The sequence below is a fragment of the Oligella sp. HMSC05A10 genome, from assembly GCF_001808335.1.
GTDB classification, from domain to species: Bacteria; Pseudomonadota; Gammaproteobacteria; order Burkholderiales; family Burkholderiaceae_B; genus Oligella; species Oligella urethralis.
Genome location: NZ_KV792953.1, coordinates 45,311 through 70,850, shown reverse-complemented (window position 1 = coordinate 70,850; position 25,540 = coordinate 45,311). Strand labels below are relative to the sequence as shown.

Below are 25,540 nucleotides of genomic sequence, written 5' to 3'. Positions count from 1 at the left end.
ATGTATGAGTGACAACTATCTTGACAAATACCGAGGCTAAGAGAGACTGCTTTACTGTTTAACAAGTGATAGGGGCGTGAGACTAATCCGCCCCTTTTTGATTGTCTTGTGAGCACCGATGGACCAGTGCAGAACTAGCACTTCCTAAAATCACTACGGAGTGTTCTTCACTAGGACAAAAATGTCCTAAGACTACGCAGCGCTTTCATCTTCATGCAAACTGATACTAACTGCTTTAGAAGGAGATGATGTGGCGCTTGCTGTTTTGAATAGTTGCGCACCCATTGGGATGACTTCCACCTTGGTGCGTACAGAGGTTCATATAGGTCCCGGCCTACCTAGTTTTTTAGTCGTCGGTCAGGTGAGCACTGGGGTTAAAGAAAGTCGAGATCGTGTGCGTACCGCCATTCTTAGCTCTGGCTATGAGTTTCCGCTTGGCCGTATCACGGTTAATCTATCACCCGCTGATTTGCCTAAAGACTCTGGACGCTTTGATTTAGCGATTGCGTTGGGGGTTTTAATGGCTACTGGGCAATTACACCTTTCGCGTGAGCTTCAACGGCGTCTACCACACTTATACTTTGTCGGTGAACTGTCATTGACGGGCGCCTTGACTGCTATCCAATCACCATTAATTTTGGCTTTGTCCATCTATAAAAGTGATCCTGCAGCGGTCTTGATTATGCCTAAAAGCGATGCGGCGATGGCTTCCTTGGTTGAGGGCTTAAGCGTGATAGGTGCAGATAGTCTGAGCGAGGTGGTGGCGTACTTGGCAGGGAAGCGAGAGCTGACACCATACACTGCCGATAGACTTGATGCGGTGGCGGGCGTTGCGAGTGATGCTGCTGCTATGATGCTAGAACCAGGGCTATGTTTATCTGATGTGCGCGGTCAAGCGCAGGCGTGTTATTTGTTGGAACTAGCAGCAAGTGGTGGGCATAGTCTTTTATTTAGTGGACCTTCTGGTGTGGGTAAGACGATGTTGGCACAGCGCTTACCAACGATTTTGCCAGATTTAACTAATCTACAGCGGCTAGAGCGTATCGCCATTCAAAGTGTGTCAGCGAATGGCATTGTGGATAGGGGCTATAGACCATCATTTAGGGCACCGCATCACTCCATTTCCGATCCAGCCCTGTTAGGGGGTGGTGTGCATGCCTATCCAGGCGAGTTGAGTTTAGCGCATCACGGGGTGTTATTTTTAGATGAGTTGGCCGAGTTTAAGCGTAGTACTTTAGAGGCCTTGCGAGTGCCGTTGGAATCTGGTGAGATCAGTGTTGCACGAGCACATTATCAGCAGCGTTATCCGGCGAAGTTTCAATTCGTTGCCGCGACTAATCCTTGTGCTTGCGGTTATTTAGACCACCCGGAGATTGATTGTACTTGTACGCATCGGGCGATTAATCAGTATCAAGCGCGTGTTTCTGGCCCTTTATTGGAGCGCATTGATATTCACTATAAATTACCGCTGCTCAGTGGCAGTTACTTAGAAACTGAGCCGGCCGAGACTTCAGTGCTGGTGCGGGAACGAGTCAGTTTGTGTAGAGCACATCAATTACAACGTCAAGGCGTACTTAATGTGGATTTAAATACACTGCAGCTGACTGAGTTTTGTCGCTTACGGCCTAAGGATCAGAGCTATTTAGAAATTACAGCGCAGCAAAAGGCGTGGTCGGCCCGTATTGTGCAGTCGGTACTTAAGCTTGCACGTAGCGCCGCTGATATGCGAGGCGCAGAGCTGATTGAAAGGGAGGATGTAGCGCTAGCGATTGCTTGCAGACAGCCTTTTTCAAAAAAGGAAGAGGCGAGGCTCTATTGGTATGAAGCGAGAAAAGGCACGGCTATCCATCATTGATTTAGGTGCTAGAATAGCATTTTAAATGTTAATTTATACTGTGTAGGACTCCATCATGCGCCCATTAGACGGTATTAAAGTGTTAGAGTTGGGGCAGTTAATTGCCGGACCTTTTACCACCAAAATTCTTGCCGAATTTGGTGCTGAAGTGATCAAAATCGAGCCGCCATTGAGCGGTGATCCGCTGAGAAAGTGGCGTTTATTACATGAGGGTACCTCCGTTTGGTGGGCCTCTCAATCGCGTAATAAGAAATCCGTCACGGTGAATTTACGCTCCCCAGAGGGGCAGGCAATTATTCGACGACTAGTTAAAGAGGTTGATATTCTCGTGGAGAACTTCCGCCCCGGTGCCCTAGAAAGTTGGGGCTTGGATGAAGACACGCTAAAAAGTATTAATCCAGCCCTAATTATGGTTCGGATTTCCGGTTATGGACAGACAGGGCCTTATCGGGATAGACCCGGCTTCGGTGTGGTAGGCGAAGCGATGGCGGGGTTTAGGCATCTAAGTGGGGAGCCGGGTAGACCGCCGGTACGTGTGGGTATTTCGATTGGCGATTCTTTAGCTGCCTTGCATGCGGTGATTGGTGCCTTGATGGCCTTACGTCATCGTGAGGTACAACAGGGCGGTGGTCAGGTGGTTGATGTGGCCTTATATGAATCTGTGTTCAATATGATGGAGAGTCTGGTCGCCGAATACGCACATTTTGGTGAGGTACGACAGCCTGCTGGTAGTAGTTTGCCAGGCATTACACCAAGCAATGCCTATTTATGTGCCGATGGCAAATACGCCTTAATCGCCGGCAATGGTGATAGTATTTTTAAGCGTTTGATGTTGTTGATAGGACGACCGGACATGGCAGAGGATCCGGCTTTTGCGCATAATGACGGTCGTGTTGCTGAAGCGGAATACATTGATGGCGTTATCGCTCAATGGGCGGCTCAGCATAGTTTGGATGAGGTCTTGCAGGCATTGCATGAGCACAGAGTGCCGGCGGGTAGAGTATATGATGTGGCAGATATTTTTAAGGATCCGCATTATCAAGCGCGTGAGATGCTCATTCAAGGAGAGTTAGAGGATGGTACAGCGGTGACCTTACCGGGTATCCTACCCAAACTGAGTAAAACTCCCGGCGGCGTCGAGCGTAAGGCGCCTACATTAGGGCAGGACACGGATGAGGTTTTGCTTAGCTTGGGTTTTGATCAAGCAACACTTCATCAGCTTCGAGAGCAGGGTGTGATCTAGCAAGGGTGTTGTGCTTCAATACGATGGTTGCCTAATACAGCTTGCTAGGCACAGTGTCTGGCGTTACAGCTAGACCCTAAGCTACTCCAATTGGATCCGGTTTTTATCAATAATTTGTTTATAGCGTTGACTATCCTTTGCGATCAGCTGAGCCATTGCCGCAGCGCTACTGGCTTTGGGGATAAAGCCGGCTTGCGTGAATTTTTGCTGCACTTGATCGTCTTTTAGAATAGCAGCAATTTCCTCCGTCATTCTTTCGATAATGGCATCAGGGGTGTGCTTAGGACTGATCAGAGCGACCCATGAGGAAAGATCAAAGTGTTGATAACCAAGCTCTGTCATCAAGGGGATGCTAGGCTCATCAGGCCATTTGCTCTTAGCCGACAGCGCTAGCACCTTTAGCCGACCCGCTTTTACATAAGGCATTGGCACTAAAATCGGGTCAAATACCATATCGACTCTACCGGCTAATAAATCGCTAATAATCGGTGCGCTGCCACGATAGGGAATATGTGTCATCTCGAGTTGATTAATATTGGCAAAATGCAAGGCAATCATATGGGCACTGGAGCCGGTGCCACTTGAGGCAAAGTTTAAATGATGCTTTTTGCCATAATCAACAAGCTCAGCCACATTATCGACTGGCAGCGCCTTAGAAACAAATAAAAACATAGGCAGCTCGGCCAGTTGCGTTACTGGCGCAAAGGACTCCTCATTGTAGGGGAGTTGATACAAATGAGGGTTGACCGCATGCGCAGCAATCACCGTGGCAAAATGATAACCATCTGCCGGCGAGCGAGCTAATTGCGCTGTACCGATGGTGGCGTTGGCGCCCGGACGATTATCAATGATAATGCGTTGACCAAGTCGTTTGGAGAGCTCATTCATCACTATACGAGTGACCGTATCGGTTGCACCGCCAGGTGTATAGGGTACAATCACGGTAATTGGTTTTTGATGAGGCCAGTTAGTATCAGTTGCAATGCTTTGCTTGATGCTTGCACTATGCTCACTCGCATAAGCGCCACCTAGCATCAGGCTTAAGAGGCAAACACAAGATGTGCGTAAAAGCTGTTTGATCATGTATTATCACCGGACAGTCAAAAGCATCATGATAAATTTCAATTGCTAAGGTCTCAAGGCATAAAAACCACAATATTTATGCAAATTCAACGAAGATAGGCGAAATTAAGCCATTGCCTGATTAATGCTTATAAGATATGGCAAGTTTGCTAGACAGCTCAGTTGCTTGATGATATGATATTAGGCTTGTTGAATTATCTATTTATCGCAATTTCTTTGCGGATTTTTGGTATTCACAACACGCTTCATCGAGTTTGGGCTCGTTTGCGCCAGTCCTAACTGCATAGTCTTAAGAGATTTCAGTTATTCCTAGCCTAGTCATAAGGTAGTGATACTTTATGTGAGCCCTTATTTTATGGAGCTTATAACTCGTTATTATTAGGTCAAAAAAGTGCTGCACCTCATTGTAGCCACCTAGTTTTAGCAATCAATTTAGAGTGTTATTATGCCTAAAATTAAAACCAAAAAAAGTGCTTCTAAGCGCTTTCGCGTACGTCCGGGTGGTACCGTTAAGCGTGGTTTTGCCTTTAAAAGCCATATCTTAACTAAGAAAACCACAAAAAATAAACGTCAATTACGTGGCACTACTGAGGTTCATCAGTCTGATGTACCTTCAATCAAAGCCATGATGCCTTACGCATAATTAGGAGAAGAAGATGCCTCGTGTAAAAGGTGGTGTGACTGCCCGTGCTCGTCATAAAAAAGTATTAGCTGAAGCTAAAGGTTTCCGCGGTCGTCGCGGTAATGTTTTCCGTGTTGCTAAGCAAGCGGTAATGAAAGCGGGTCAATACGCTTATCGTGACCGTCGCAACAAAAAACGCACTTTCCGTTCACTTTGGATTGCTCGTATTAACGCAGCGGTTCGTGAGCACGGTGTGACCTATAGCGCCTTTATCGCTGGTTTACGTAAAGCCTCCATCGACTTAGACCGTAAGGTATTAGCCGATATGGCGGTAAATGACAAAGCTGGCTTTAAAGTAGTGGTTGAACAGGCTAAAGCAGCCCTTGCCGCTTAAGTTAGACTGTTAAGCACGTAGATACAGTGTAGCAATTCTGTATTCATATCAAGGCGGGGTTCTATTTTAGGATCCCGCCTATTTTTTTATCAATGGTTTGGACAATGACTGAATCCTTAGACGACTTAATTAAACAAGCAGAAGAAAAATTTGCAGCAGCGCCTGATGTGGCCAGTCTGGAAAATGAAAAAGCTAAATTTTTAGGTAAAAACGGTGCCGTTACCAGCTTACTTAAGGGACTCGCCAGCTTGCCTGTTGAGGAGAAAAAAGCAGTCGGCCAGCGCATTAACCAAATCAAACGAGAGATTGAGGCTTTGCTGACTGCGCGTCGCGAACGTTTTGCCGAGGAGCAATTGGCGCAGCGTCTGGCAGCTGAAAAAATTGATGTGACCTTACCCGGCCGTGGTTTAAATCGCGGTGGATTGCATCCAGTAATACAGTCGACTTTAAGGATTGAGGGTATTTTCCGTTCCATTGGTTTTGATGTGGCTGATGGTCCTGAGATTGAGACAGACTGGTATAACTTTACCTCCTTAAATAATCCGCTAAATCACCCCGCACGCTCCATGCAGGATACCTTTTATATCGACCATCAAGATGAAGCGGGTTTGCCCTTGATGTTACGTACCCATACCAGTCCGATGCAGGTGCGCTATGCGCGTCAGCATAAACCACCGATTAAGGTGATTGCGCCTGGCCGTACTTATCGTGTGGATAGTGATGCGACCCATAGCCCGATGTTCCACCAGGTGGAGGGCTTGTGGATCGATGAAAATATTTCTTTTGCCGAACTCAAAGGCGTTTATACCAAGTTTTTACAAGCATTTTTTGAGACGGACGATATTCAGTTGCGTTTCCGTTCATCTTTCTTTCCCTTTACCGAACCTTCCGCCGAGATCGATATGATGTTTAATAGCGGACCGATGAAAGGGCAGTGGTTGGAAATTTCCGGGGCGGGTCAGGTGCACCCGAACGTAGTACGCAATTTTGGCTTAGATCCAGAAAAATACATGGGTTTTGCCTTTGGTTCCGGTATTGAACGTCTCACCATGTTGCGTTATGGCGTTAATGATTTACGTTTATTCTACGAAGGTGATTTGCGTTTCTTAGAGCAATTTAATCGCTAGTTGATTTAGGTTTAAACGAAGTATTCATTTCCTATCCCATTCGTTTTTTGTATAGAATTTACTATGTTTATTTCAGAATCTTGGTTAAGAAGTTTAATCAATCCGGACTTATCTACGGAGGACATTTGTCATCGCTTGACAATGTCAGGTCTTGAGGTTGAAGGCGTTGAAACCCTAGCGCCGGCCTTTGAAGGGGTGGTGGTGGCTGAGGTTAAAGCGATCGCAGCGCACCCAAATGCCGATAAATTGCGTATTTGTCAGGTCGATGATGGTTCCGGTGAGTTGATACAGGTCGTTTGTGGTGCGCCCAATGCCGCAGCGGGTATTAAGGTACCCATGGCGCGTGTTGGTGCAGTCTTGCCTGGTGATTTTAAGATTAAAAAGGGCAAGTTACGCGGTGAGTTATCACTCGGTATGCTGTGTTCAGCACGTGAATTAGGTATTAGTGACGAGCATGCCGGTTTGATGATTCTGGACGATAGCATGGAGGTCGGTACCGATATTCGACAAGCGCTAAATTTAGACGATAAAGTGATTGAGTTTAAATTAACTCCAAACCGCGCTGATTGTTTATCCGTATATGGTGTGGCGCGTGAGGTGCAAGCCTTAACCGGCGCTAAGTTGCAAAAGCTGGATTTCACACCAGTGGAGGTGAGCTTAGACGAGTCCATGCCAGTGCGCGTGGAGGCACCGGATTTATGCGGTCGCTTTGCTGGTCGTATTATTCGTGGTGTGAATGCCAAGGCTGAGACCCCAGATTATATTAAACAACGCATTATCGCAGCGGGTATGCGTCCAGTATCAGCTTTGGTGGATATTTCCAACTATGTGATGTTGCAACTGGGTCGACCAACGCACGTGTTTGATATTAAAAACATCGATACCGCTAAGGGCTTAAGTGTACGTTGGGCTCGTGCTGGTGAAAAGTTAAAGCTACTCGTGGGTGAAGAGGTTGAGCTAAGCGAGGATACTGGTGTTATTTGTTATGAGGATAGGCCAGAGAGCATAGCTGGTGTGATGGGTGGTGATGCGACTGCAGTGGATTTGGAGACGCAGGATATTTATCTAGAAGCTGCGTTCTGGTTCCCCGATGCCATTGCGGGCCTAACCCGTAAGTATAAAATCTCATCCGAAGCGGCTTATCGCTATGAGCGTGGTGTCGACTTTTTAAATATTGTTGAGCATATTGAGTATATTAGCCGTTTAATTCTTGAGATTTGTGGCGGTCGTGCCGGCCCGGTGCAGGACCAGATCATCAATTTACCTGAACGTAAGGCAGTCTCAATGCGCTTAGACCGATGTAATAAGGTTTTGGGCGTTGAGGTTTCGCTAGAAGAGGTAAAGCAAATCTTCACTAATCTGGAGTTTGATTTTGAAGTTGATGCGGAGCAGGTCTTTACGGTCAAGGCACCTTCTTATCGTTTTGATATCGCCATTGAAGAGGATTTAATTGAAGAAGTGGCACGGGTGTATGGCTTTGAACGTATCCCAGCCCGTGAACCAATTGCACAAGCCAGTATTTTCCCATTCCCTGAGGTACGTCGTTCAGAGCATGTTTTCCGTCATTTGATGGCGGCTATGGACTATCAGGAAGTAGTGAATTATAGCTTTGTGGATGAAAGTTGGGAGCGTAATTATCAAAATAACGATAAGCCCATCCGTCTTTTAAATCCGATTTTTGCGCAGTATGCGGTGATGCGTACAAGCTTAATTGGCGGCTTATTAAAAACCATCTCACACAATGCAAAATACCGTCAGAATCGTGTGCGTATTTTTGAGTTAGGTCGAGTGTTTTTTGATGCACCTCAGGTTGAGGCCAGTGAAACGACGGTAAAAGGCATTCATCAACCGTTGTACTTTGCGGCAGCCAGTTGGGGCTTAGCATTGCCCGAGCAGTGGGGTGAGAAATCACGGCAAGTGGATTTTTTCGATTTGAAAAATGATCTAGTAAACTTGTTGGGTTCACAGGCCAAGGACTTGCGCTTTGTGGCCGAAGCACATCCGGCCTTACACCCGGGTCGTAGTGCGACGATTTTTTATCGTGATCAAAAAATTGGTATCATCGGCGAACTTCATCCACAATGGTTAGCTGAGTTGGATCTGCCGACGGCACCTGTGGTGTTTGAAATTGACATTGCACCACTGATGGCACATGACTTAGCAGCGTATAAGGAAATTTCCAAGCAACCGGTGGTGATCCGTGACTTAGCAGTTTGGGCTCCTGCTGATATTGCTTACCAACAAGTAATGGATGCCTTAGCACCCATACAGGCTGAGGGTATTCTTCGGGATGTTACATTATTTGATGTTTGGAAGGATCCTAAATCTGAACAGAACGAACGCAGTTTAGCCATGCGCTTTATGCTGCAAGATGCCAAAGCCACGCTGGAAGATGCTCAGGTGGAGCAGTTAATGAGCAAAATTCTTAATACCCTCGTTGAAAAACTGGGTCTTAGATTACGATAGTTCGGGGAGAATAATAGATGACTACATCAGTAAAGCCTTCGTTAACTAAGGCCGATTTAACTGAATTACTATATGATCGCGTCGGTGTTAATAAACGTGAGGCAAAAGATATTGTTGATGGTTTTTTTGCGCAAATCAGCGATGTATTAATCGAGGGTAAAGCGGTGAGAATTTCCGGTTTCGGTAATTTCCAATTAAGAGATAAAGCCGCGCGTCCAGGTCGTAATCCCAAGACCGGTGATTTGATTCCGATTTCTGCTCGTCGAGTGGTGACATTTCATGCCAGTCAGAAGTTAAAAGAGCTGGTTGAGGATTGTGCCGATTAGATATTATTGGCCTTTTGTAGCATTAGGGCGGGCTGTTGCTAATCTGCAATGAACCGCCTTAATCTTTTTAGAGACCGAGATTGCCGTATTAGAGGTGCACGATAATAGTCGGTTTTGTGCTACACTTTGATAAGTCAAAACAATTACAAATGCCTACCCTCAGTGGTTTAGGCTAAAGATGCGATGGAACAAACCGAAATTCAAGAAACTGTCACAGTAGAGTTACCACCCATCCCTGCTAAACGCTATTTCACCATTGGTGAAGTGGCTGAGCTTTGCCAGGTAAAGCCGCATGTGCTGCGTTATTGGGAGCAGGAGTTTACCCAGCTTAATCCGGTCAAACGCCGAGGTAATCGTCGTTATTACCAGCATCATGAGGTATTATTGATTCGGCGAATTCGTACCCTGCTATATGATGAGGGCTTTACGATTGCCGGCGCACGTAATCGCTTGGGTAATCCACGCCAGCAGGAGGAAGCAGATGCTGCGGTGCGTATTCCAGCCAATGATCTGCAAACCATCCGTGCGGAGTTGGAAGGGATCATTCAGGACTTAAATAAGCTGATTTAGATTTTTGCTATTGATCGATAGGGCGTTTGATGATTGGATCAAACGCCCTAAGTATTTGTTAAGCGTCATATTTCTGCCATAAAACCGTCATTCTGTTGTCATATGGATATGTAATGATTAACACGATTGTTGGTAAATCATTAAAAGGATCGATAGTATGAAATTAAAATTATTCGCTGCCGCTGCGTTATGTTCAGTATCTGTTATGGCTCATGCGGCTGATATACCTAAAGCATGTGAGGATTACTTTAATGCGGTAGAAGACTTTGCAAAAAAACATCCTCAAATGGCTGATAGCTACAAACAAATGGTTGAGAGCACGAAGCAACAATTAAATACGGTGGCTGATAAATCCATGTTAGCCCCAGGTTGTGAGCAGGCTTTAGAAACCTTTAAGCAATCAACCGTTGGCATGTAAGTCATTGCTTAATTGATTGCTAATAAAATAGCAGCTGTATGGTTGAAATACAGCTGCTATTTTTTTACTGCTTAAAAAGGGAGTTTAGCTAGCGAGTTTAGCCATTTGCTCTTTAACTTGCACTAATTGTTCGCCAAATTTAACTACACGCTCTTTCTCCTGTTCTACCACAGCGATAGGGGCTTTGCTAACGAAGTTTTGGTTATTTAGCTTCGCTTGTGCCTTGGCAATTTCACCCTCTAAGCGTTGTAGCTCCTTAGTTAAGCGAGCCAATTCAGCTTCTTTATCAATTTCTACCTTAAGCATTAATTGGCTTTGTCCCAAGCTTTGTACTGGGAAGCCGAGATCAGGCAACTCGTCCACAATCTGCACCTCACTTAGCTTGGCCAATGCTCGTAAATAAGGGGCATAGCTAGTTAGCTTGTCTGCATCGCCGACGGCCAGTAGCGGCACGCGCTCAGCAGGGGAGAGTTGCATTTCGCCCCGTAATACACGAATTGCCTCAATATGTGCTTGCAGATCCTCAGCCATGGCAATGGCGTTCTCATCAATTAAGCTGTCATTGGCTTGAGGATACGGTCTGATACTAATGGAGGTTTTTTGCGATTTTGTCATGACGCCGGCGGCTAGTGCCACTTTTTGCCACAATTCCTCGGTGATAAAAGGAATCACCGGGTGAGCGATGCGCAATAAGGACTCTAGCACATTAATTAGGGTACGACGTGTGCCACGCTGCAACGCTTCATTTTGATTTTGTAGCTGTACCTTGGCCATCTCCAAGTACCAATCGCAATAGACATCCCATACAAAATGGTAAATGGCGTTGGCGAGGATATCGAAGCGGTAGTCGGCAAAGGCTTTAGCAACGACCTTTTTGAATTTGTGTAGTTCACTAATAATCCAGCGATCGACAAAACTTAATTCGAATTCGGATTTGTCAAGGCTATGACCCTCCACATTCATCAACACAAAGCGAGTCGCATTCCACAACTTATTGCAGAAGTTGCGATAACCCCCGCAGCGGTTCAAGTCAAAGTTCATATTGCGGCCCGGCGTGGCGTAAGCAGCCATGGTAAAGCGTAGTGCATCAGCACCATAAGGCTCAATACCGGTAGGGAAATTGGCGCGCGTGGTTTTCTCAATTTGTGCCGCTTGCTGAGGATTCATTAGACCCTCTGTGCGCTTTTTGATTAGCGTTTCTAAGTCCACGCCGTCAATAATATCGACTGGATCCAGGGTATTGCCCTTGGATTTTGACATTTTCTGACCCTGGGCATCTAAAATCAGACCATGAATGTAGACCTGCTTAAACGGGATCTGACCGGTTAAGTGCTTGCTCATCATAATCATCCGAGCAACCCAGAAGAAGATAATATCAAAACCTGTGACCAGCACATTGGAAGGCATGTAGCGATTGTAATCAGGTGTTTTCTCCGGCCAGCCCATGGTAGTAAAGGGTACTAAAGCAGAGGAGAACCAGGTATCTAGCACATCCTCATCACGAGTGAGCGGGCCCTCAACACCAGCTTTTTTGGCTTGTTTTAGCGCTTCACTCTCGGTGCGCGCAACAAATACCTGTCCGTCTTTGCTGTACCACGCAGGGATCTGATGGCCCCACCAGAGTTGACGCGAAATACACCAATCCTGAATATTATTTAGCCATTGGTTATAGGTGTTGACCCAATTCTCAGGGTGGAACTTAATCTCACCACTACTCACCGCCTCTAAAGCCGCTTCGGTAATGCTTTTGCCGGGGTGATAGGTGCCCTCGGGAGCGGGTTTGGACATAGCCACAAACCATTGATCGGTTAGCATTGGTTCAAGTACGGTTTTAGTACGATCGCCACGCGGCACCATTAATTTATGAGGTTTAATTTCTGCTAATAAATCTAGTTCTTTTAATGCCTCTAAAATGGCTTGACGAGCCTCAAAACGATCCATGCCCTGGTACTGTGCTGGGGCATTTTCGTTAATTTTAGCGTCTAGCGTGAGGATATTAATCAACTCCAGATGATGGCGCTGACCAACCGCATAGTCATTAAAATCGTGCGCGGGTGTGACTTTGACGACTCCGGTACCGAAGTCTTTGTCGACATAGTCATCGGCAATAATCGGAATTACGCGATTACTAATCGGTAAAATCACTTCCTTGCCGATTAAGTGCTGATAGCGCTCATCCTCAGGATGTACCATGACGGCTGCGTCACCAAGCATCGTTTCAGGGCGGGTTGTCGCAACCACGACATGGCTTAAGCCATTCACCGGCTCCACCAGCGGATAGCGAATATGCCAGAGCAGACCACTTTCCTCGGTGTTTTCAACCTCTAGGTCAGAAACCGCTGTACCTAGTACGGGGTCCCAGTTAACTAAGCGCTTGCCACGATAAATCAAACCCTGTTCATATAGGCGCACAAAGGTCTCAATCACACCCTTACTCATGCGCTCGTCCATGGTGAAGTACTCACGACTCCAATCAGCTGAGGAGCCTAAGCGACGGAACTGCGACATCATGGTGTTGCCGGACTTTTCCTTCCAGTCCCAGACGCAATCGATAAACTTCTTGCGTCCTAAGTCATGGCGAGAGATTTTTTGTGCATCTAATTGGCGTTCAACAACAATTTGAGTCGCAATGCCGGCATGGTCGGTGCCGGGCACAAAGACCGTGTCACAACCGAGCATCCGGTGGTAACGGATTAAACTATCCATCACCGTTTGGTTAAAAGCGTGCCCCATATGTAGGGTACCGGTGACGTTTGGTGGTGGGAATTGAATGGTATATGGCTTACCACTTTCGGGTGAGGTGGTTTGGGTAAACTGTCCCGCTTTAAAAATACCTAATTCATTCCACCGATCATACCAGGAAGATTCGATGTTTTTAGGCTCAAAACTTTTGGCAAGTTCATCGCTCAGAGGGGTTTGATTCATTTGATTACCGTCGTTAAATACTGGATTAATTCAAGTGTTACAAAATCATGTTTTTTCTTTTTAATGCTCTATTTTAAGGTGTAAGAGCAACTGTTTGCATGTTAAAATGAGTGATTCTGTAAAACAGCTCAAAAATACGCATAAATTAGTCATTAAGTAGCGAATAGTAATTTATCGAGTCGTGCCAATCCGTGCTTGATAAACAATTACTTATGGGCTTAATTGCTACGTTTATTAGCACATTATGGCATTAAGTGTAGCTTTCTTGAGCTTAAATGCTAGTTGAGCTTTTTATCTGTTTTTTACTATTAAACTTTTATTTGGGAGCAAACCATGGCGGTTGAACGTACCTTATCTATTATCAAACCTGATGCTGTCGCTAAAAATGTGATTGGTGAGATTATTTCTCGCTTTGAAAAAGCTGGTCTTAAAGTGGTTGAAGCAAAAATGGTGCAGTTATCTCGCGCTGATGCAGAGGGTTTCTACGCAGTGCACAAAGAGCGTCCTTTCTTTAATGACTTAGTTGAGTTCATGATTTCTGGTCCAGTGTTTGTGCAGGTCTTAGAGGGTGAAAATGCGATTGCTAAAAACCGTGAATTGATGGGTGCGACCAACCCTAAAGAAGCAGCGCCAGGCACTATTCGTGCTGATTTCGCTGAGAGTATTGATGCTAACGCAGTACATGGTTCAGACGCCCCTGAAACGGCTGCCGTTGAAATTGAGTACTTCTTCGCTAAGTAATACAATTTCTATTTCAATGACTGAAAAGCAAAACTTATTAGGCTTAGATTTAGACGCCCTGAGCGCCGAACTACAGGCGGCAGGGCATAAGCCTTTTCGTGCTAAGCAGTTGCTGCGCTGGGTGCATCAGCGCGGCGAAGCCGATTTTGCATGTATGAGCGATTTGGCCAAGGACTTTCGTGCTGAGCTACAAAATCGCTACACCGTAGCCACGCTTACGCCTATCGTGGATAAAATTTCTAGCGATGGTACGCGCAAATGGCTGTTCGATGTGGGCGATAATAACGCCATCGAATCCGTTTTTATTCCTGAGGATGATCGCGGTACTTTGTGCATTTCAAGTCAAGCTGGCTGTACTGTGGCATGTCCTTTTTGCTCAACCGGTTATCAGGGTTTTAACCGCAATCTCACCACGGCTGAGATAATTGCTCAGCTTTGGTATGCGCGAGCTGAATTACTCAAGAATCAATCCGCTGCACGCACCGATGGGCAATTGCCTGTTGAACCATTACGCGTCATTTCCAATGTCGTGATGATGGGTATGGGTGAGCCCTTACTTAACTATCGCGAGTTATTGCCCGCCTTAAAATTAATGGTTGAGGATAATGCTTACGGCCTATCACGTCGTCGGGTGACGGTTTCCACCTCTGGCGTGGTGCCGATGATGGATCGTTTGGCTGAGGATTGTCCCGTGGCTTTGGCTGTTTCATTGCATGCGCCAAATGACGATTTACGCGATCGTTTGGTCCCTTTAAATAAAAAGTATCCTTTACGTGAGCTGCTTGCTGCTTGTAACCGTTATTTAGCACATGCGCCCCGTGATTTCATAACATTTGAATATATTATGCTTGATGGGGTAAATGACTCCGATCAGCATGCAGATGAATTAATTGCAATCGCTAAAGAGGTGCGTTGCAAATTAAATCTGATCCCATTTAATCCTTTCCCGCAATCTGGTTTGAAGCGCTCTTCCAATAATCGAGTGCGAGCTTTTGCCGAGCGTCTACAAGCGGCTGGTGTGATCACAACGACGCGTAAGACACGTGGTGATGATATTGATGCTGCCTGTGGTCAATTAGCGGGTGATGTTAAGGATCGCTCCAGAATTACTCAAAAGCGCCGTGGTGACGAGGTGATTCCCGTTGCCGATGGGGTTATTCCAATATACGAGGTACAAAAGTGAACCCTCAAGATCAAATGCCTGATTTAAGCAAAGAATCTGCGCCACAGCCCGAATTAGCGGATTCCTTAGGCGGTTTATTGCATGCCAGCCGTCTTCGTAAGAATTTAAGCTTAGAGGATGTGGCTAATGTGACTAAATATAGTAAGCGTCAATTACAAGCACTTGAAGATAAAAACTGGGATTTGTTACCTCAGGGTTTTGCTTTACGTGCCTTGGTGCGTAAGTACGCCCAGGCTTTAGACGTTGATCCTGCGTTAGCGCTTGAAATGTTGACTCGTGAGACGGGTAATAAGCCCGCTGTTGCTAAGGCGTCCAAGTCAAATTTAGTCAGTAGTCTGGATTATCGTATGTCGCCTACGCCGACCGGAGCACCTAAAGGGGGTGGTTTTTCCATTTTTACCATCATTTTCTTGTTGTTATTAGTGATTGTGATCGTGCTGGGTGTGGCACTTTGGCAGGGTGCGATTAGCTTTGATGACCTCAATTTGGGCTTTGTCAAAGACTGGTTTGAGGCTGTTTAAACACGATGATAAAAACAAATCTTGAGTTGAGTGATAAACCATTTGCTGTTGGTCCACTAAGACGGCACCATACACACCAAGTCAACATTCAATGGCAGGACCGGATTGTTGCTGTTGGTGGCTCAGCCCCGGTGGTCGTGCAGTCCATGACCAATACTGACACGGCGGATGCGATTGCGACAGCAATTCAGGTCAAGGAATTAGCCTTGGCAGGCTCTGAGTTAGTGCGTATTACGGTAAATACATCGGAGGCGGCTAAAGAAGTGCCAGCCATTCGTGAGCAGCTTGATAAGATGGGCGTTAATGTACCCTTGGTGGGGGACTTTCACTATAACGGTCATAAGTTGTTAAGTGATTATCCCGAATGTGCTCAAGCTCTTTCAAAATACCGTATTAATCCCGGCAATATGGGTGGTGGCAAGCGTCGCGATGATAATTTCGCCAAAATGATTGAGGTCGCCCTCAAAAATAATAAGCCAGTACGCATTGGGGTGAACTGGGGTAGCCTGGATCAGGACTTGATGGCCAAGATGATGGATGAAAATAATCATCGTGCCAAACCTTGGGAGGCGCAGGCCGTTATGCGTGAAGCGCTGGTTGTATCGGCTATTAGCAATGCTATGCGCGCTGAGGAATTGGGTCTGGCCGCAGATAAAATTATCTTATCTTGCAAGGTCAGTCATGTGCAGGATTTAATTGCCGTTTACCGTAATCTCGCTACTCGCTGTCATTATGCTTTGCATTTAGGTTTAACTGAGGCAGGGATGGGCTCCAAGGGCATCGTCGCATCGACGGCTGCCTTAGCAGTGCTGATGCAAGAGGGGATTGGTGATACCATTCGTATTTCATTAACACCTGAGCCGGGCGGTAATCGCGCTAATGAAGTGATTGTGGCACAGGAAATGCTTCAATCCATGGGACTGCGTGCCTTTACACCGATGGTGGTCGCTTGTCCTGGCTGCGGTCGTACTAGCAGTACGTTTTTCCAAGAGTTGGCGGATAGCATTCAGCAGTTTTTAAGAAAAAGTATGCCTGAATGGAGTCAACGCTATCCCGGTGTTGAAAATATGAATGTGGCGGTGATGGGATGTGTGGTAAATGGCCCTGGAGAAAGTCGCCATGCAGATATCGGTATTAGTCTACCGGGCACTGGTGAAGTGCCTGCGGCGCCAGTATTTATTGACGGCGAGCGTCGCATGACGCTAAAGGGTGAGGGTATCGCTGAAGAGTTTCAACAGATTGTCGAAGCATATGTTGAGCAGCGTTATGGTCAAAAGTCTTAATTAAAACTATTTACAAATCGTTCTTATGTCAAAAACCTTTAATAAAGTTCATGCCATTCGCGGCATGAATGATATTTTGCCCAATGAAAGTTATAAGTGGGAGCAACTAGAAAATATCATCAAATCCTTACTCGCACAATATGGATATCAAAATATCCGTACCCCCATTCTTGAGCAAACCCGTTTATTTGCACGAGGTATTGGTGAGGTGACCGATATTGTAGAAAAGGAAATGTACACCTTCACCATGAAAAAAGACGCTGATAAAGTCGACCCTGAGGATATGTTGACGATGCGTCCGGAATTTACTGCTGGCGTGGTGCGAGCCGCTATTGAGCATAATCTGTTATATGAGCGTCCGCTGCGGGCTTATGCCATGGGGCAGGTTTTTAGACATGAACGCCCACAAAAGGGTCGTTATCGTCAATTCCACCAATTGTCAGTCGAAGCGATGGGCTTCGATGGGCCGGATATGGATGTGGAAATCATCCTATTATTAGCCCGTTTATGGCGTAAATTAAAATTAACTAATATTCGTTTAGAGCTTAATTGTTTAGGTCAAAGTGCTGAGCGTGCACAGCACCGTGAGGCATTGATTGCCTATTTGGAAAAGCATGTGGCTATTTTAGACGAAGATGCTAAGCGTCGTATGTATAGTAATCCCTTGCGTGTGCTTGATACTAAAAATCCCACCATGCAAGAGATGGCTAATAATGCACCTAAATTATTTGATTATTTGGGGGCAGAGTCTAAAGCGCATTTTGAGGCGGTATGTGAACGTCTGCAGCAAGCAGGTATTGATTATGTTATTAATCCACGCTTAGTGCGAGGTCTAGATTACTACAACCTCACAGTTTTTGAGTGGGTGACTGATGCCTTGGGTGCCCAGGGTACTGTGTGTGGTGGTGGTCGCTATGATGGTTTATTTGAGCTCTTAGGCGGTAAAGCGACCCCTTGTGTAGGCTTTGGTTTGGGCTTAGAACGTTTATTAGAGTTAGCTGATGAGCAGGGTGTATTTGAGAGTCCGCAAGAAACAGAAATTTATTTTGTGCATCAGGGCGAAAAGGCTTCACAGGTAGCTGCCTTATTGGCTGAAAAATGTCGTGATGCGGGTTGGAAGGTGATGGTTCACGCCGGTTCAAGTGGCTTTAAATCACAATTTAAACGTGCTGACCTCAGCGGTGCTCGTTGGGCGGTTGTGATCGGCGAGGAAGAATTAGCGCAGAATAAAGTAGCACTTAAGCCGTTACGTGCAACAGAAAATGGTACTATTGAACATCAGTTTGAGGTGCCTCAAGCCGATTTAGTTCAGGTGTTAGCAGAAAGGAAGTAGTAAAGCATGGCTTTTGATTTAGAAGAACAGGAAAAAATTGACCGGCTTAAGGCATGGTGGGAGCGTTGGGGTAATCTACTCAGTGGTCTGATACTTGTTATCTTATTGGCTATTTTAGGTTGGTATGGTTGGAACTGGTACCAAAGCTATCAAACACGTAATGCGCTGGCCTATTATGATATTGTAAATAGCACCTATAAAGCCAAAGATGAGGCCAGTTTACGTCGTTTGCAAGAGGCTAATCAAATCTTACAAGATAAGTACAGTGCTAATGTCTACGCCGGTCGTGCGGCCTTGTTGGCTGCACGTGCTTATGCTGATAAGGGTGATGATGCTCAGGCTGAGGCCGAGTTACAGCGTGTGTTAGATGCTGCTAATAAGCATCCAGAATTACAAGGTGCGGCCAAGTTGCAATTAGCGACCTTGTACACGAATCAAGAAAAGTATGATTCAGCTTTCAGTCTATTAACGCAGGATGTCAGTGGTTACGAGGCATTGTTTGCTGATAAACGCGGTGATATCTATTTTGCTCAAGGTGAGCTCAAGAGTGCGCTTGAGCAATGGTCTCAAGCAATACAAACTGCCGGCGTAAGCGCTGAATTCATTCAGACAGTACAGTTCAAGCTTAATGTATTAGGAGGGGTAAATGAGCAACCTCAAAGCTAAATTCAAATCAACTCGTTTATTTGCTGTGGCTGCACTGAGTGCCATGAGTTTAAGTGCTTGCGGCTTATTTTCATCCGAAAGTCGTTTTGACCCGGTGGAGTTAACGAGTTATGAGCAAACTGCACAGGGTCATCTGGTGTGGTCCCAAGCGATTGGTTCTGCGGGTGATCATGGTTTTGCTCCTATCGTGTTGGGTGATGAGGTCTTTGCAGCAACGCCAAACGGTCAAGTTGCGCGTCTAGCCCTAGCAAATGGCGCTGTTCGCTGGAATACAAATATAGGCACGCAGTTAGCGGCGGGCGTGGGTACCGATGGTCAAGTCGTTGTCGTCACCACGCGTGATGGTCGTGTTATTGCTTTGGATGCAGCCAGCGGTTCGCAGTTATGGGAAAGTAAGACCTCAACTATAAGCTCAACACCACCCGTGGTTGCCGCTAATATGATCGTTGTGCGTAATGATGATTATCGTGTCCAAGGGTTTGATCGCCAAAGCGGTGAATTGCAGTGGTCATACATGCGTACCAATGCACTGCTATCACTAAAGACTGATACCCGCATGATTGTGGTGGACAACTTAGTGATTGTGCCGGTGCCAGTAGGACGTATTGTGGCACTTAATTTAGTGGATGGTCGACCGCTATGGGATATTAAAATTAGTTCAGCGATCGGTGCGACCGATTTAGATTCGGTCATTGATGTTGTTGGTTTGCCGGTACGAGTGTCTGATGCGGTATGCGCTAACAGCTATCAAGGGGCGATTTTATGTTATCAAGGCGGTAGTGCTCAAGTGGCCCCTCAACTAAAATGGACTCGTCCTTTTTCTAGTTCGGTTGGTTTAGGCGCCTATCAAAATCGCCTATTTGCCTCTGGTATGCACGGTGAAGTGACTGCCTTAGACGGTGCGAGCGGCGAGATTATTTGGCAGGATAATGAATTGCGGAATCGCGGTTTAACTAATCCGGTTTATTTTAACAATAAAGTTTTTGTTGGTGATTACCAGGGCTATGTGCACTTCTACGAGCCTAATACAGGTCAGTTACAGGGCCGTATTTCGGTAGGCGATAGTCGCGCTATTCAATCACCGTTGACTGCCACTCCCTATGGTGTGCTTGTACAAACGGGTGGTGGTCGTTTAGTTATGCTAGGTGCGCAGTGAGGTCAACATTTAAACCTGTAGTGGCCATTGTTGGTCGTCCCAACGTTGGTAAGTCCACTTTATTTAATCGTCTGACACGCTCACGCGATGCGATTGTAGCCGACTTCCCCGGTCTGACGCGCGACCGTCACTATGGTGAAGGGCGGATAGGTGATTCACCGTATTTGGTGATCGACACGGGCGGCTTTGAGCCTGAAACGAAAAGCGGTATTCTGGTCGAAATGGCCAGACAAACCGAGCAAGCCATCATCGAATCGGATGTGGTTATCTTTTTAGTAGATGTTCGCGCTGGTATTAACAGCCATGACCATGATATTGCAGTTAAAATTCGCCGTATTGGTAGACCGGTGATTCTTGCTGTGAATAAGGCTGAGGGTATGCAAGCGGGGCAGGCTGCAGCGGAATTCTATGAGTTAGGTTTAGGTGAGCCCTATCAAATTTCCTCGGCCCATGGTGATGGTGTTAAGCAGCTGATTGATTTGGCACTCGACAAGGCACATGAAACTTATGCTAAGCACGAGGATTTAATTAGTCTTGATGCGGAAGAGTCCTCTCTGGATGAGCTGTACGATCCGGAGGCAGAGCTTAGCGAAGAGGCCATTGCTGCCTTAGAACAAGAGGCAGATGCGCTTGACGTTGATGAGCTGCTGCCACATGAGGCTGAGGCAGCCGAATCTGCAACGGCGGCTTTTAACGATCATCGTATTAAATTAGCCATTGTCGGGCGTCCTAATGTCGGTAAATCCACGTTAATTAATACCTTGCTGGGTGAAGAGCGCGTGATTGCCTATGATTTACCTGGTACTACGCGTGATGCCATTGAGATTGAATTTAATCATGGTGATCGTAAATATACCCTCATTGATACAGCTGGTTTGCGCAAGCGTGGACGCGTATTTGAGAGCATTGAAAAGTTCTCTGTAATTAAAACATTGCAAGCCATTGAGGCTTCGAATGTAGTCGTTTTAGTGTTGGATGCACAGACTGAAATATCTGAGCAGGATGCGCATATTGCCGGTTTTGTTATGGAAAGCGGTCGCGCCTTGGTCGTCGCAATTAATAAATGGGACGGCTTGGACGACTATAACAAAGAGTGGATTGAGCGTGAGTTTAATCGTAAATTACGCTTTTTAAGCTTTGCCAAGATGCATAAAATCTCTGCCCTTAAGGGACGCGGTATCGGTGCTTTATTGCGTTCAGTAAATGAAGCCCATGCAGCCGCTTTTCTTAAGCTTTCTACGCCTAAATTAACCCGCATCTTGCGTGAGGCGGTCGAGCAACAAGCGCCACCCCGCAAGGGGATTTTCCGCCCTAAATTGCGTTATGCCCATCAGGGTGGTCAAAATCCGCCATTGATTGTGATTCATGGTAATCAGTTGGAAGCGGTGCCAGATTCCTATCGTCGTTATTTGGAAACGCGTTTTCGTAAGGCGTTTAAATTGGACGGCACACCGTTGAGGATTCATTTTAAATCCTCCCGTAATCCCTATATTTAAATTATAAAATAGCCTGTGACCTCAAGGGTTTAGGCTATTTTAGTTGAATTCTATCCTGTTCATAAAGTCACGATTGAGTTAAGCATGAGTAAGTTTTGGAGCCCCTTTGTTGAGTCATTACAGCCCTATGTGCCAGGCGAGCAGCCTAAAGAGGGAGAGTTTATTAAGTTAAATAGTAATGAATCGCCGTTTCCTGCGGCGCCGGCGGTGGTGGCTGCGATTAAAGCAGCTGCGGACGGTGCATTGCAGCTATATCCACCGGCTGAGTCGGAAGAACTGCGCCAGGTAGTAGCCGATTACTACGGGATTGAAGCAGCGCAGGTATTTGTTGGAAATGGCTCCGATGAGGCTTTAGGACATGCCTTTAACGCGTTATTTCGTCATCCAGGTAAAAAACTGGTATTTCCGGATCTCTCCTATAGTTTCTACCCAGTATATGCTGGTTTATATGAGATTGATTTTGCGACGATGCCAGTGACTGAGGATTATCGTATCAATATTGATGATTACTGTGCCTTAGATCCAGCAGAGGTTTCCAGTATTATTTTTCCAAATCCTAATGCACCGACCAGTGTGGCGCTGGGGCTAGATGAGATTGAGCGTCTCCTAAAAGCGCAGCCCAATATCCTGGTGGCAGTGGATGAGGCTTATGTGGACTTTGGTGCCGAGACAGCGATCCGCTTGATTAGGGATTATGCCAATTTGATAGTTTTTCAAACCCTATCTAAATCACGTTCCTTAGCGGGTTTAAGAGTGGGTTTTGCCTTTGCCCAGGCGGATTTAATTCAAGCCTTAAACCGTGTCAAAAATAGCTTTAATTCCTATCCTATCGATCGTTTAGCACAAGCTGGGGCGATTGCTGCATTTCAAGCGGATGATTATTTTCAAGAAACTCGTCAAAAAATCATCCAGTGGCGTGATGAACTCAGTGCGGATTTAAAGGCCTTAGGTTTTGAGGTGCTGCCTTCATCGGCCAATTTCCTCTTTGTCACTCATCCTGCACATGATGCAGAGGCATTGGCGCTCGCTTTACGGGAAAGAAAAATTTTAGTGCGTCACTTTAAAACAGAGCGTTGCGCCCCATATCTGAGAATTACAATCGGTCTTAAGGAAGCGTGTGATGCTTTAGTTAAGGCCTTAAATGATTATTTTAGTGCTACCGACACTAAATAAGCCTTTAAAAAGTGTTAAAGTAATAGCTTCCATTACATAATTACAATTTTAATCATATAAATACTAACGGAGTCTCAAGCATGAGCAATAAAGGACAATCATTACAAGATCCTTTCCTAAACACACTACGTAAAGAGCATATCCCCGTATCAATTTATTTAGTTAATGGTATTAAGCTACAAGGTCAAATCGAGTCTTTTGACCAGTATGTGGTGTTATTAAAAAATACCGTAACACAAATGGTCTATAAGCACGCTATTTCAACAGTGGTTCCTGCCCGTGCCGTTAATTTACAGGGCGAAGGGGAGCCGGAGGCTGAAGCTTAAGCCACGCCTAACATATACAGAGAGCACTTGGTATGACGACGATTACCAAGTTTTTTTAGCCGTAATAAGCCCGCTTTTTACGCGGGCTTTTATTGTTAATAGCCTGGTATATTAGTTGATTTCTATTACTTACTACCTTGAGGGAGATTCCCATACACGCACCTACAATGCAAGCATTTATTGTTGACGTTAATCTTTATGGCGATCTTGATTTCCAAGCCCATCACGAGGAGTTAATCATGTTGGCCAAAGGTGCAGGAGCAACGATTGTCGGCACCCTAGTGGCTAATCGAGAGCGTCCGGATCCTGCCTTTTTTATTGGTAAGGGCAAGGTTGAGGAAGCGGTGGCATTGGCAAAGGCGGCTAGTGCAGAGATCGTTATTTTTGGTCAACCCTTATCACCAGCACAACAACGCAACCTGCAAGAGGAGTTTAATTGCCGTGTGGTCGACCGAGTGGCACTGATTTTGGATATTTTTGCCCTTAGAGCGCAAAGCCATGAGGGTAAGATTCAGGTAGAGCTTGCGCAATTACAGTACATGCGTACCAGATTAAGTATGATTTGGTCCAAGTTCGAACAGCAGCAGGGCGGTATTGGCACCCGTGGTCCCGGTGAGACTCAGCTAGAATTGGACCGACGTATTATTGGTGGACGCATTAAGGCCTTGGGCGAACGTCTTAAAAAGGTGCGTAAGCAGCGTGAGAATCAACGTCGTCAACGTATGCGTAGTGGTACCTTTATGGTGTCTTTGGTGGGCTATACCAATACCGGTAAGTCCACATTATTTAATGCCATGACGCGGGCTGATGCGTATGCCGCCGATCAGCTCTTTGCTACGCTGGATACCACCACCCGGCGTGTTTGGATAGAAGGGGCGGGGCAGATAACTTTATCAGACACGGTGGGTTTTATTCGTGAATTGCCGACGACCTTAATTGAGGCCTTTAAGGCCACGCTTGAGGAGAGTTTATATGCCGATGTATTACTGCATGTGATTGATAGTAGTAGCCCTCAAAAAGAGGAGCAGATTTTTGAAGTAAATAAAGTTCTACAAGAGATTGGTGCGCAACACATCCCCACCATTCTTGTTTACAATAAGACTGATTTGACTGAGCAGGAGCCTAGACTGGAATTGGATGAGTCCGGCCGTGTTAGTCGTGTCTTTTTAAGCGCCGCCGAGCGCAGTGGTTTAGAGTTTCTTAGAGAGGCTATCGTTCTAACTAAACAGCAATTAGAGAAAACTATTGATGCTAAGTAAGATTTTTAATTTAAATGATCCGGGTTGGGGCAAAAAGCCTCAAAGCGATGAGGGTTCACGTGAGCCTAAGCGACCACAAGAGGGACCTAATAGTCCACCCGATTTAGACCAGGTTTGGTCTGATGTAGAACAAAAGTTTAAATCACTCTTTGGCGGTGGTAATCGCGGCGGTTCCCCCCAGGGTCCACGACCGGCAGGCGGCCGTTCTGGCAAACCCTTATCACCGAATTTCTTCCGTAAAGGCATTGTATTTGCTTTAATTGTCGGTCTGTTATTGTGGTTGGCTAGTGGCTTTTTTATTATTCGTGAGGGTCAAGTTGGCGTTATAACCCAGTTCGGTGAGTATAAACGTACGGTGATGCCTGGTTTTCAATGGCATATCCCACAACCAATCGAAAGTGTGGAGCATGTTGATATTGCTAATGTCCGTGCCTTTTCTATTGGTTACCGTGAAAACTCTCGCAACAAGGTTTTACCTGAAGCCTTGATGCTGACCGAGGATGAAAATATCGTCGATGTGCAATTTGATGTACAGTACCGCATCAAGGCGGGTGTGGCCGATGTGGAAAATGGGGATGTTAATACCCGCGCCTTAAGTCCTGCGGCGAGTTACTTATTTGCCACCGCTGACCCTGACGAGTCGGTACGCCAAGCGGCTGAAACCGCTATGCGCGAGGTGGTGGGTAAGGAATCAATGAATAATATTCTTTACGAAAGTCGTACTCAAGCGGCGCAAGATGTGATGCGTTTAATGCAGGTGATTTTAGACCGGTACAATACGGGGATTGAGGTGATCACCGTGGCGATTCAAAACGTACAGCCGCCGGAGCAAGTGCAGGCCGCTTTTGAAGATGCGATTAAGGCAGGTCAGGATAACGAGCGCCAGAAAAACGAGGGTCAGGCCTATGCTAGTCGCGTCATCCCAGAGGCTCACGGTCGTGCTTCTCGCTTATTACAAAGTGCTGAGGGTTATCGTGCCAAGGTGGTGGGTGAGGCCATCGGTGAAGCCGAGCGCTTTAAGCAAATCGCGTCTGAGTATGCGGCAGCACCTGAGGTGACACGCGAACGTATGTATATCAGCACCATGGGCGAAATCTATTCTAATGCCTCTAAGGTGATGCTTGATACGGCTGAACAGCAAAATAATCCTCTGATGTTTATGCCTTTGGATAGCATTTTAAATCGCAAACCTGCTGCTACCACTCGTACTGTGCCAGCGCCGCAGCAAGCGTCTGCGAGTGATGCCTCGTCCTTTGAGCATGGCAGTGCCAATGAATCGCACAGCACCACTAGCAGTGCCTCTACTGAGGCCGAGTATCGTAGCCGTAATTTAAGTCGTGATCGCGAAGCGTCGGCGCGCCGTTAATTAAGAGG

23 protein-coding genes are annotated in these 25,540 nt (G+C 46.2%); 21 read left to right on the top strand and 2 right to left on the bottom strand.

The window, feature by feature from the left end; genetic code table 11:
- The first annotated feature begins 250 nt into the window (after positions 1 to 250).
- Both HMPREF3144_RS10025 and HMPREF3144_RS10020 read left to right on the top strand, forming a co-directional pair.
- Complete coding sequence (locus HMPREF3144_RS10025; protein ID WP_070477737.1) at positions 251 to 1,855, top strand: YifB family Mg chelatase-like AAA ATPase; 1,605 nt, start codon at positions 251 to 253, stop codon at positions 1,853 to 1,855.
- A gap of 52 nt (positions 1,856 to 1,907) precedes the next feature.
- On the top strand, positions 1,908 to 3,098 hold the full coding sequence (locus tag HMPREF3144_RS10020) for a CaiB/BaiF CoA transferase family protein (RefSeq protein ID WP_070477735.1): 1,191 nt from the start codon (positions 1,908 to 1,910) through the stop codon (positions 3,096 to 3,098).
- Between the two features lie 81 nt (positions 3,099 to 3,179).
- On the opposite strand, the gene HMPREF3144_RS10015 is transcribed toward HMPREF3144_RS10020, so the two are convergent.
- Positions 3,180 to 4,181 (bottom strand): Bug family tripartite tricarboxylate transporter substrate binding protein, encoded by a 1,002-nt coding sequence (locus HMPREF3144_RS10015; protein ID WP_102705933.1) that lies wholly within the window; start codon positions 4,179 to 4,181, stop codon positions 3,180 to 3,182.
- A gap of 445 nt (positions 4,182 to 4,626) precedes the next feature.
- On the opposite strand from HMPREF3144_RS10015, the gene rpmI reads away from it, so the two are divergent.
- The 7 genes from rpmI to HMPREF3144_RS09980 all read left to right on the top strand — a co-directional run bounded on the left by rpmI (position 4,627) and on the right by HMPREF3144_RS09980 (position 10,104).
- The gene (gene rpmI, locus HMPREF3144_RS10010) at positions 4,627 to 4,824 is read left to right on the top strand and encodes a 50S ribosomal protein L35 (protein ID WP_018026005.1); all 198 of its coding nucleotides are present in this window, start codon (positions 4,627 to 4,629) and stop codon (positions 4,822 to 4,824) included.
- A gap of 13 nt (positions 4,825 to 4,837) precedes the next feature.
- Positions 4,838 to 5,197: a 50S ribosomal protein L20 gene (gene rplT / locus HMPREF3144_RS10005; RefSeq protein ID WP_018026006.1), complete on the top strand. Its 360-nt coding sequence runs from the start codon at positions 4,838 to 4,840 to the stop codon at positions 5,195 to 5,197.
- 104 nt (positions 5,198 to 5,301) lie between these two features.
- Positions 5,302 to 6,324, top strand: coding sequence for a phenylalanine--tRNA ligase subunit alpha (gene pheS / locus HMPREF3144_RS10000; protein WP_036557704.1), 1,023 nt, complete (start codon positions 5,302 to 5,304; stop codon positions 6,322 to 6,324).
- Positions 6,325 to 6,387: 63 nt separating this feature from the next.
- Positions 6,388 to 8,790 carry a phenylalanine--tRNA ligase subunit beta gene (gene pheT, locus HMPREF3144_RS09995; RefSeq protein ID WP_070477733.1) on the top strand — a complete coding sequence of 801 codons (2,403 nt, stop codon included), beginning with the start codon at positions 6,388 to 6,390 and terminating at the stop codon, positions 8,788 to 8,790.
- 17 nt (positions 8,791 to 8,807) lie between these two features.
- Positions 8,808 to 9,116, top strand: a complete 309-nt coding sequence (locus tag HMPREF3144_RS09990; protein WP_018026009.1) for an integration host factor subunit alpha — start codon at positions 8,808 to 8,810, stop codon at positions 9,114 to 9,116.
- A gap of 183 nt (positions 9,117 to 9,299) precedes the next feature.
- Complete coding sequence (locus HMPREF3144_RS09985; protein ID WP_018026010.1) at positions 9,300 to 9,686, top strand: MerR family transcriptional regulator; 387 nt, start codon at positions 9,300 to 9,302, stop codon at positions 9,684 to 9,686.
- A gap of 157 nt (positions 9,687 to 9,843) precedes the next feature.
- Positions 9,844 to 10,104: a DUF5339 family protein gene (locus HMPREF3144_RS09980; protein WP_070477732.1), complete on the top strand. Its 261-nt coding sequence runs from the start codon at positions 9,844 to 9,846 to the stop codon at positions 10,102 to 10,104.
- Positions 10,105 to 10,188: 84 nt separating this feature from the next.
- On the opposite strand, the gene HMPREF3144_RS09975 is transcribed toward HMPREF3144_RS09980, so the two are convergent.
- Positions 10,189 to 13,029 (bottom strand): valine--tRNA ligase, encoded by a 2,841-nt coding sequence (locus HMPREF3144_RS09975; protein WP_070477730.1) that lies wholly within the window; start codon positions 13,027 to 13,029, stop codon positions 10,189 to 10,191.
- Positions 13,030 to 13,362: 333 nt separating this feature from the next.
- Between HMPREF3144_RS09975 and ndk the strand changes: the two genes are divergently transcribed.
- From ndk to hflK, 12 genes are all read left to right on the top strand, one after another.
- Entirely contained in the window at positions 13,363 to 13,770 is a 408-nt protein-coding gene (ndk, locus tag HMPREF3144_RS09970; protein WP_018026013.1) for a nucleoside-diphosphate kinase, read from the top strand.
- Positions 13,771 to 13,780: 10 nt separating this feature from the next.
- Positions 13,781 to 14,953, top strand: a complete 1,173-nt coding sequence (rlmN, locus tag HMPREF3144_RS09965; protein ID WP_246823946.1) for a dual-specificity RNA methyltransferase RlmN — start codon at positions 13,781 to 13,783, stop codon at positions 14,951 to 14,953.
- On the top strand, positions 14,950 to 15,474 hold the full coding sequence (locus HMPREF3144_RS09960; protein ID WP_070477726.1) for a helix-turn-helix domain-containing protein: 525 nt from the start codon (positions 14,950 to 14,952) through the stop codon (positions 15,472 to 15,474). Before rlmN ends, HMPREF3144_RS09960 begins: the two co-directional genes overlap by 4 nt.
- A 5-nt stretch (positions 15,475 to 15,479) precedes the next feature.
- A complete protein-coding gene (gene ispG / locus HMPREF3144_RS09955; RefSeq protein WP_070477724.1) occupies positions 15,480 to 16,757 on the top strand; it encodes a flavodoxin-dependent (E)-4-hydroxy-3-methylbut-2-enyl-diphosphate synthase in 1,278 nt (425 codons plus the stop codon).
- A gap of 25 nt (positions 16,758 to 16,782) precedes the next feature.
- Entirely contained in the window at positions 16,783 to 18,090 is a 1,308-nt protein-coding gene (hisS, locus tag HMPREF3144_RS09950; RefSeq protein WP_070477722.1) for a histidine--tRNA ligase, read from the top strand.
- A 6-nt stretch (positions 18,091 to 18,096) separates the two neighbouring features.
- Entirely contained in the window at positions 18,097 to 18,756 is a 660-nt protein-coding gene (locus HMPREF3144_RS09945; RefSeq protein WP_018026018.1) for a YfgM family protein, read from the top strand.
- The gene (bamB, locus tag HMPREF3144_RS09940; RefSeq protein ID WP_083290440.1) at positions 18,737 to 19,912 is read left to right on the top strand and encodes an outer membrane protein assembly factor BamB; all 1,176 of its coding nucleotides are present in this window, start codon (positions 18,737 to 18,739) and stop codon (positions 19,910 to 19,912) included. Before HMPREF3144_RS09945 ends, bamB begins: the two co-directional genes overlap by 20 nt.
- Positions 19,909 to 21,408, top strand: coding sequence for a ribosome biogenesis GTPase Der (gene der, locus HMPREF3144_RS09935; RefSeq protein WP_036557695.1), 1,500 nt, complete (start codon positions 19,909 to 19,911; stop codon positions 21,406 to 21,408). The genes bamB and der overlap by 4 nt, the downstream gene beginning before the upstream one ends.
- Positions 21,409 to 21,492: 84 nt before the next feature.
- Entirely contained in the window at positions 21,493 to 22,581 is a 1,089-nt protein-coding gene (gene hisC / locus HMPREF3144_RS09930) for a histidinol-phosphate transaminase (RefSeq protein WP_018026021.1), read from the top strand.
- Positions 22,582 to 22,661: 80 nt separating this feature from the next.
- The gene (gene hfq / locus HMPREF3144_RS09925) at positions 22,662 to 22,907 is read left to right on the top strand and encodes an RNA chaperone Hfq (RefSeq protein ID WP_018026022.1); all 246 of its coding nucleotides are present in this window, start codon (positions 22,662 to 22,664) and stop codon (positions 22,905 to 22,907) included.
- Positions 22,908 to 23,074: 167 nt separating this feature from the next.
- On the top strand, positions 23,075 to 24,166 hold the full coding sequence (hflX, locus tag HMPREF3144_RS09920; RefSeq protein WP_036557690.1) for a GTPase HflX: 1,092 nt from the start codon (positions 23,075 to 23,077) through the stop codon (positions 24,164 to 24,166).
- Positions 24,156 to 25,532, top strand: coding sequence for an FtsH protease activity modulator HflK (gene hflK, locus HMPREF3144_RS09915; RefSeq protein ID WP_070477720.1), 1,377 nt, complete (start codon positions 24,156 to 24,158; stop codon positions 25,530 to 25,532). Before hflX ends, hflK begins: the two co-directional genes overlap by 11 nt.
- Positions 25,533 to 25,540 lie beyond the last annotated feature (8 nt).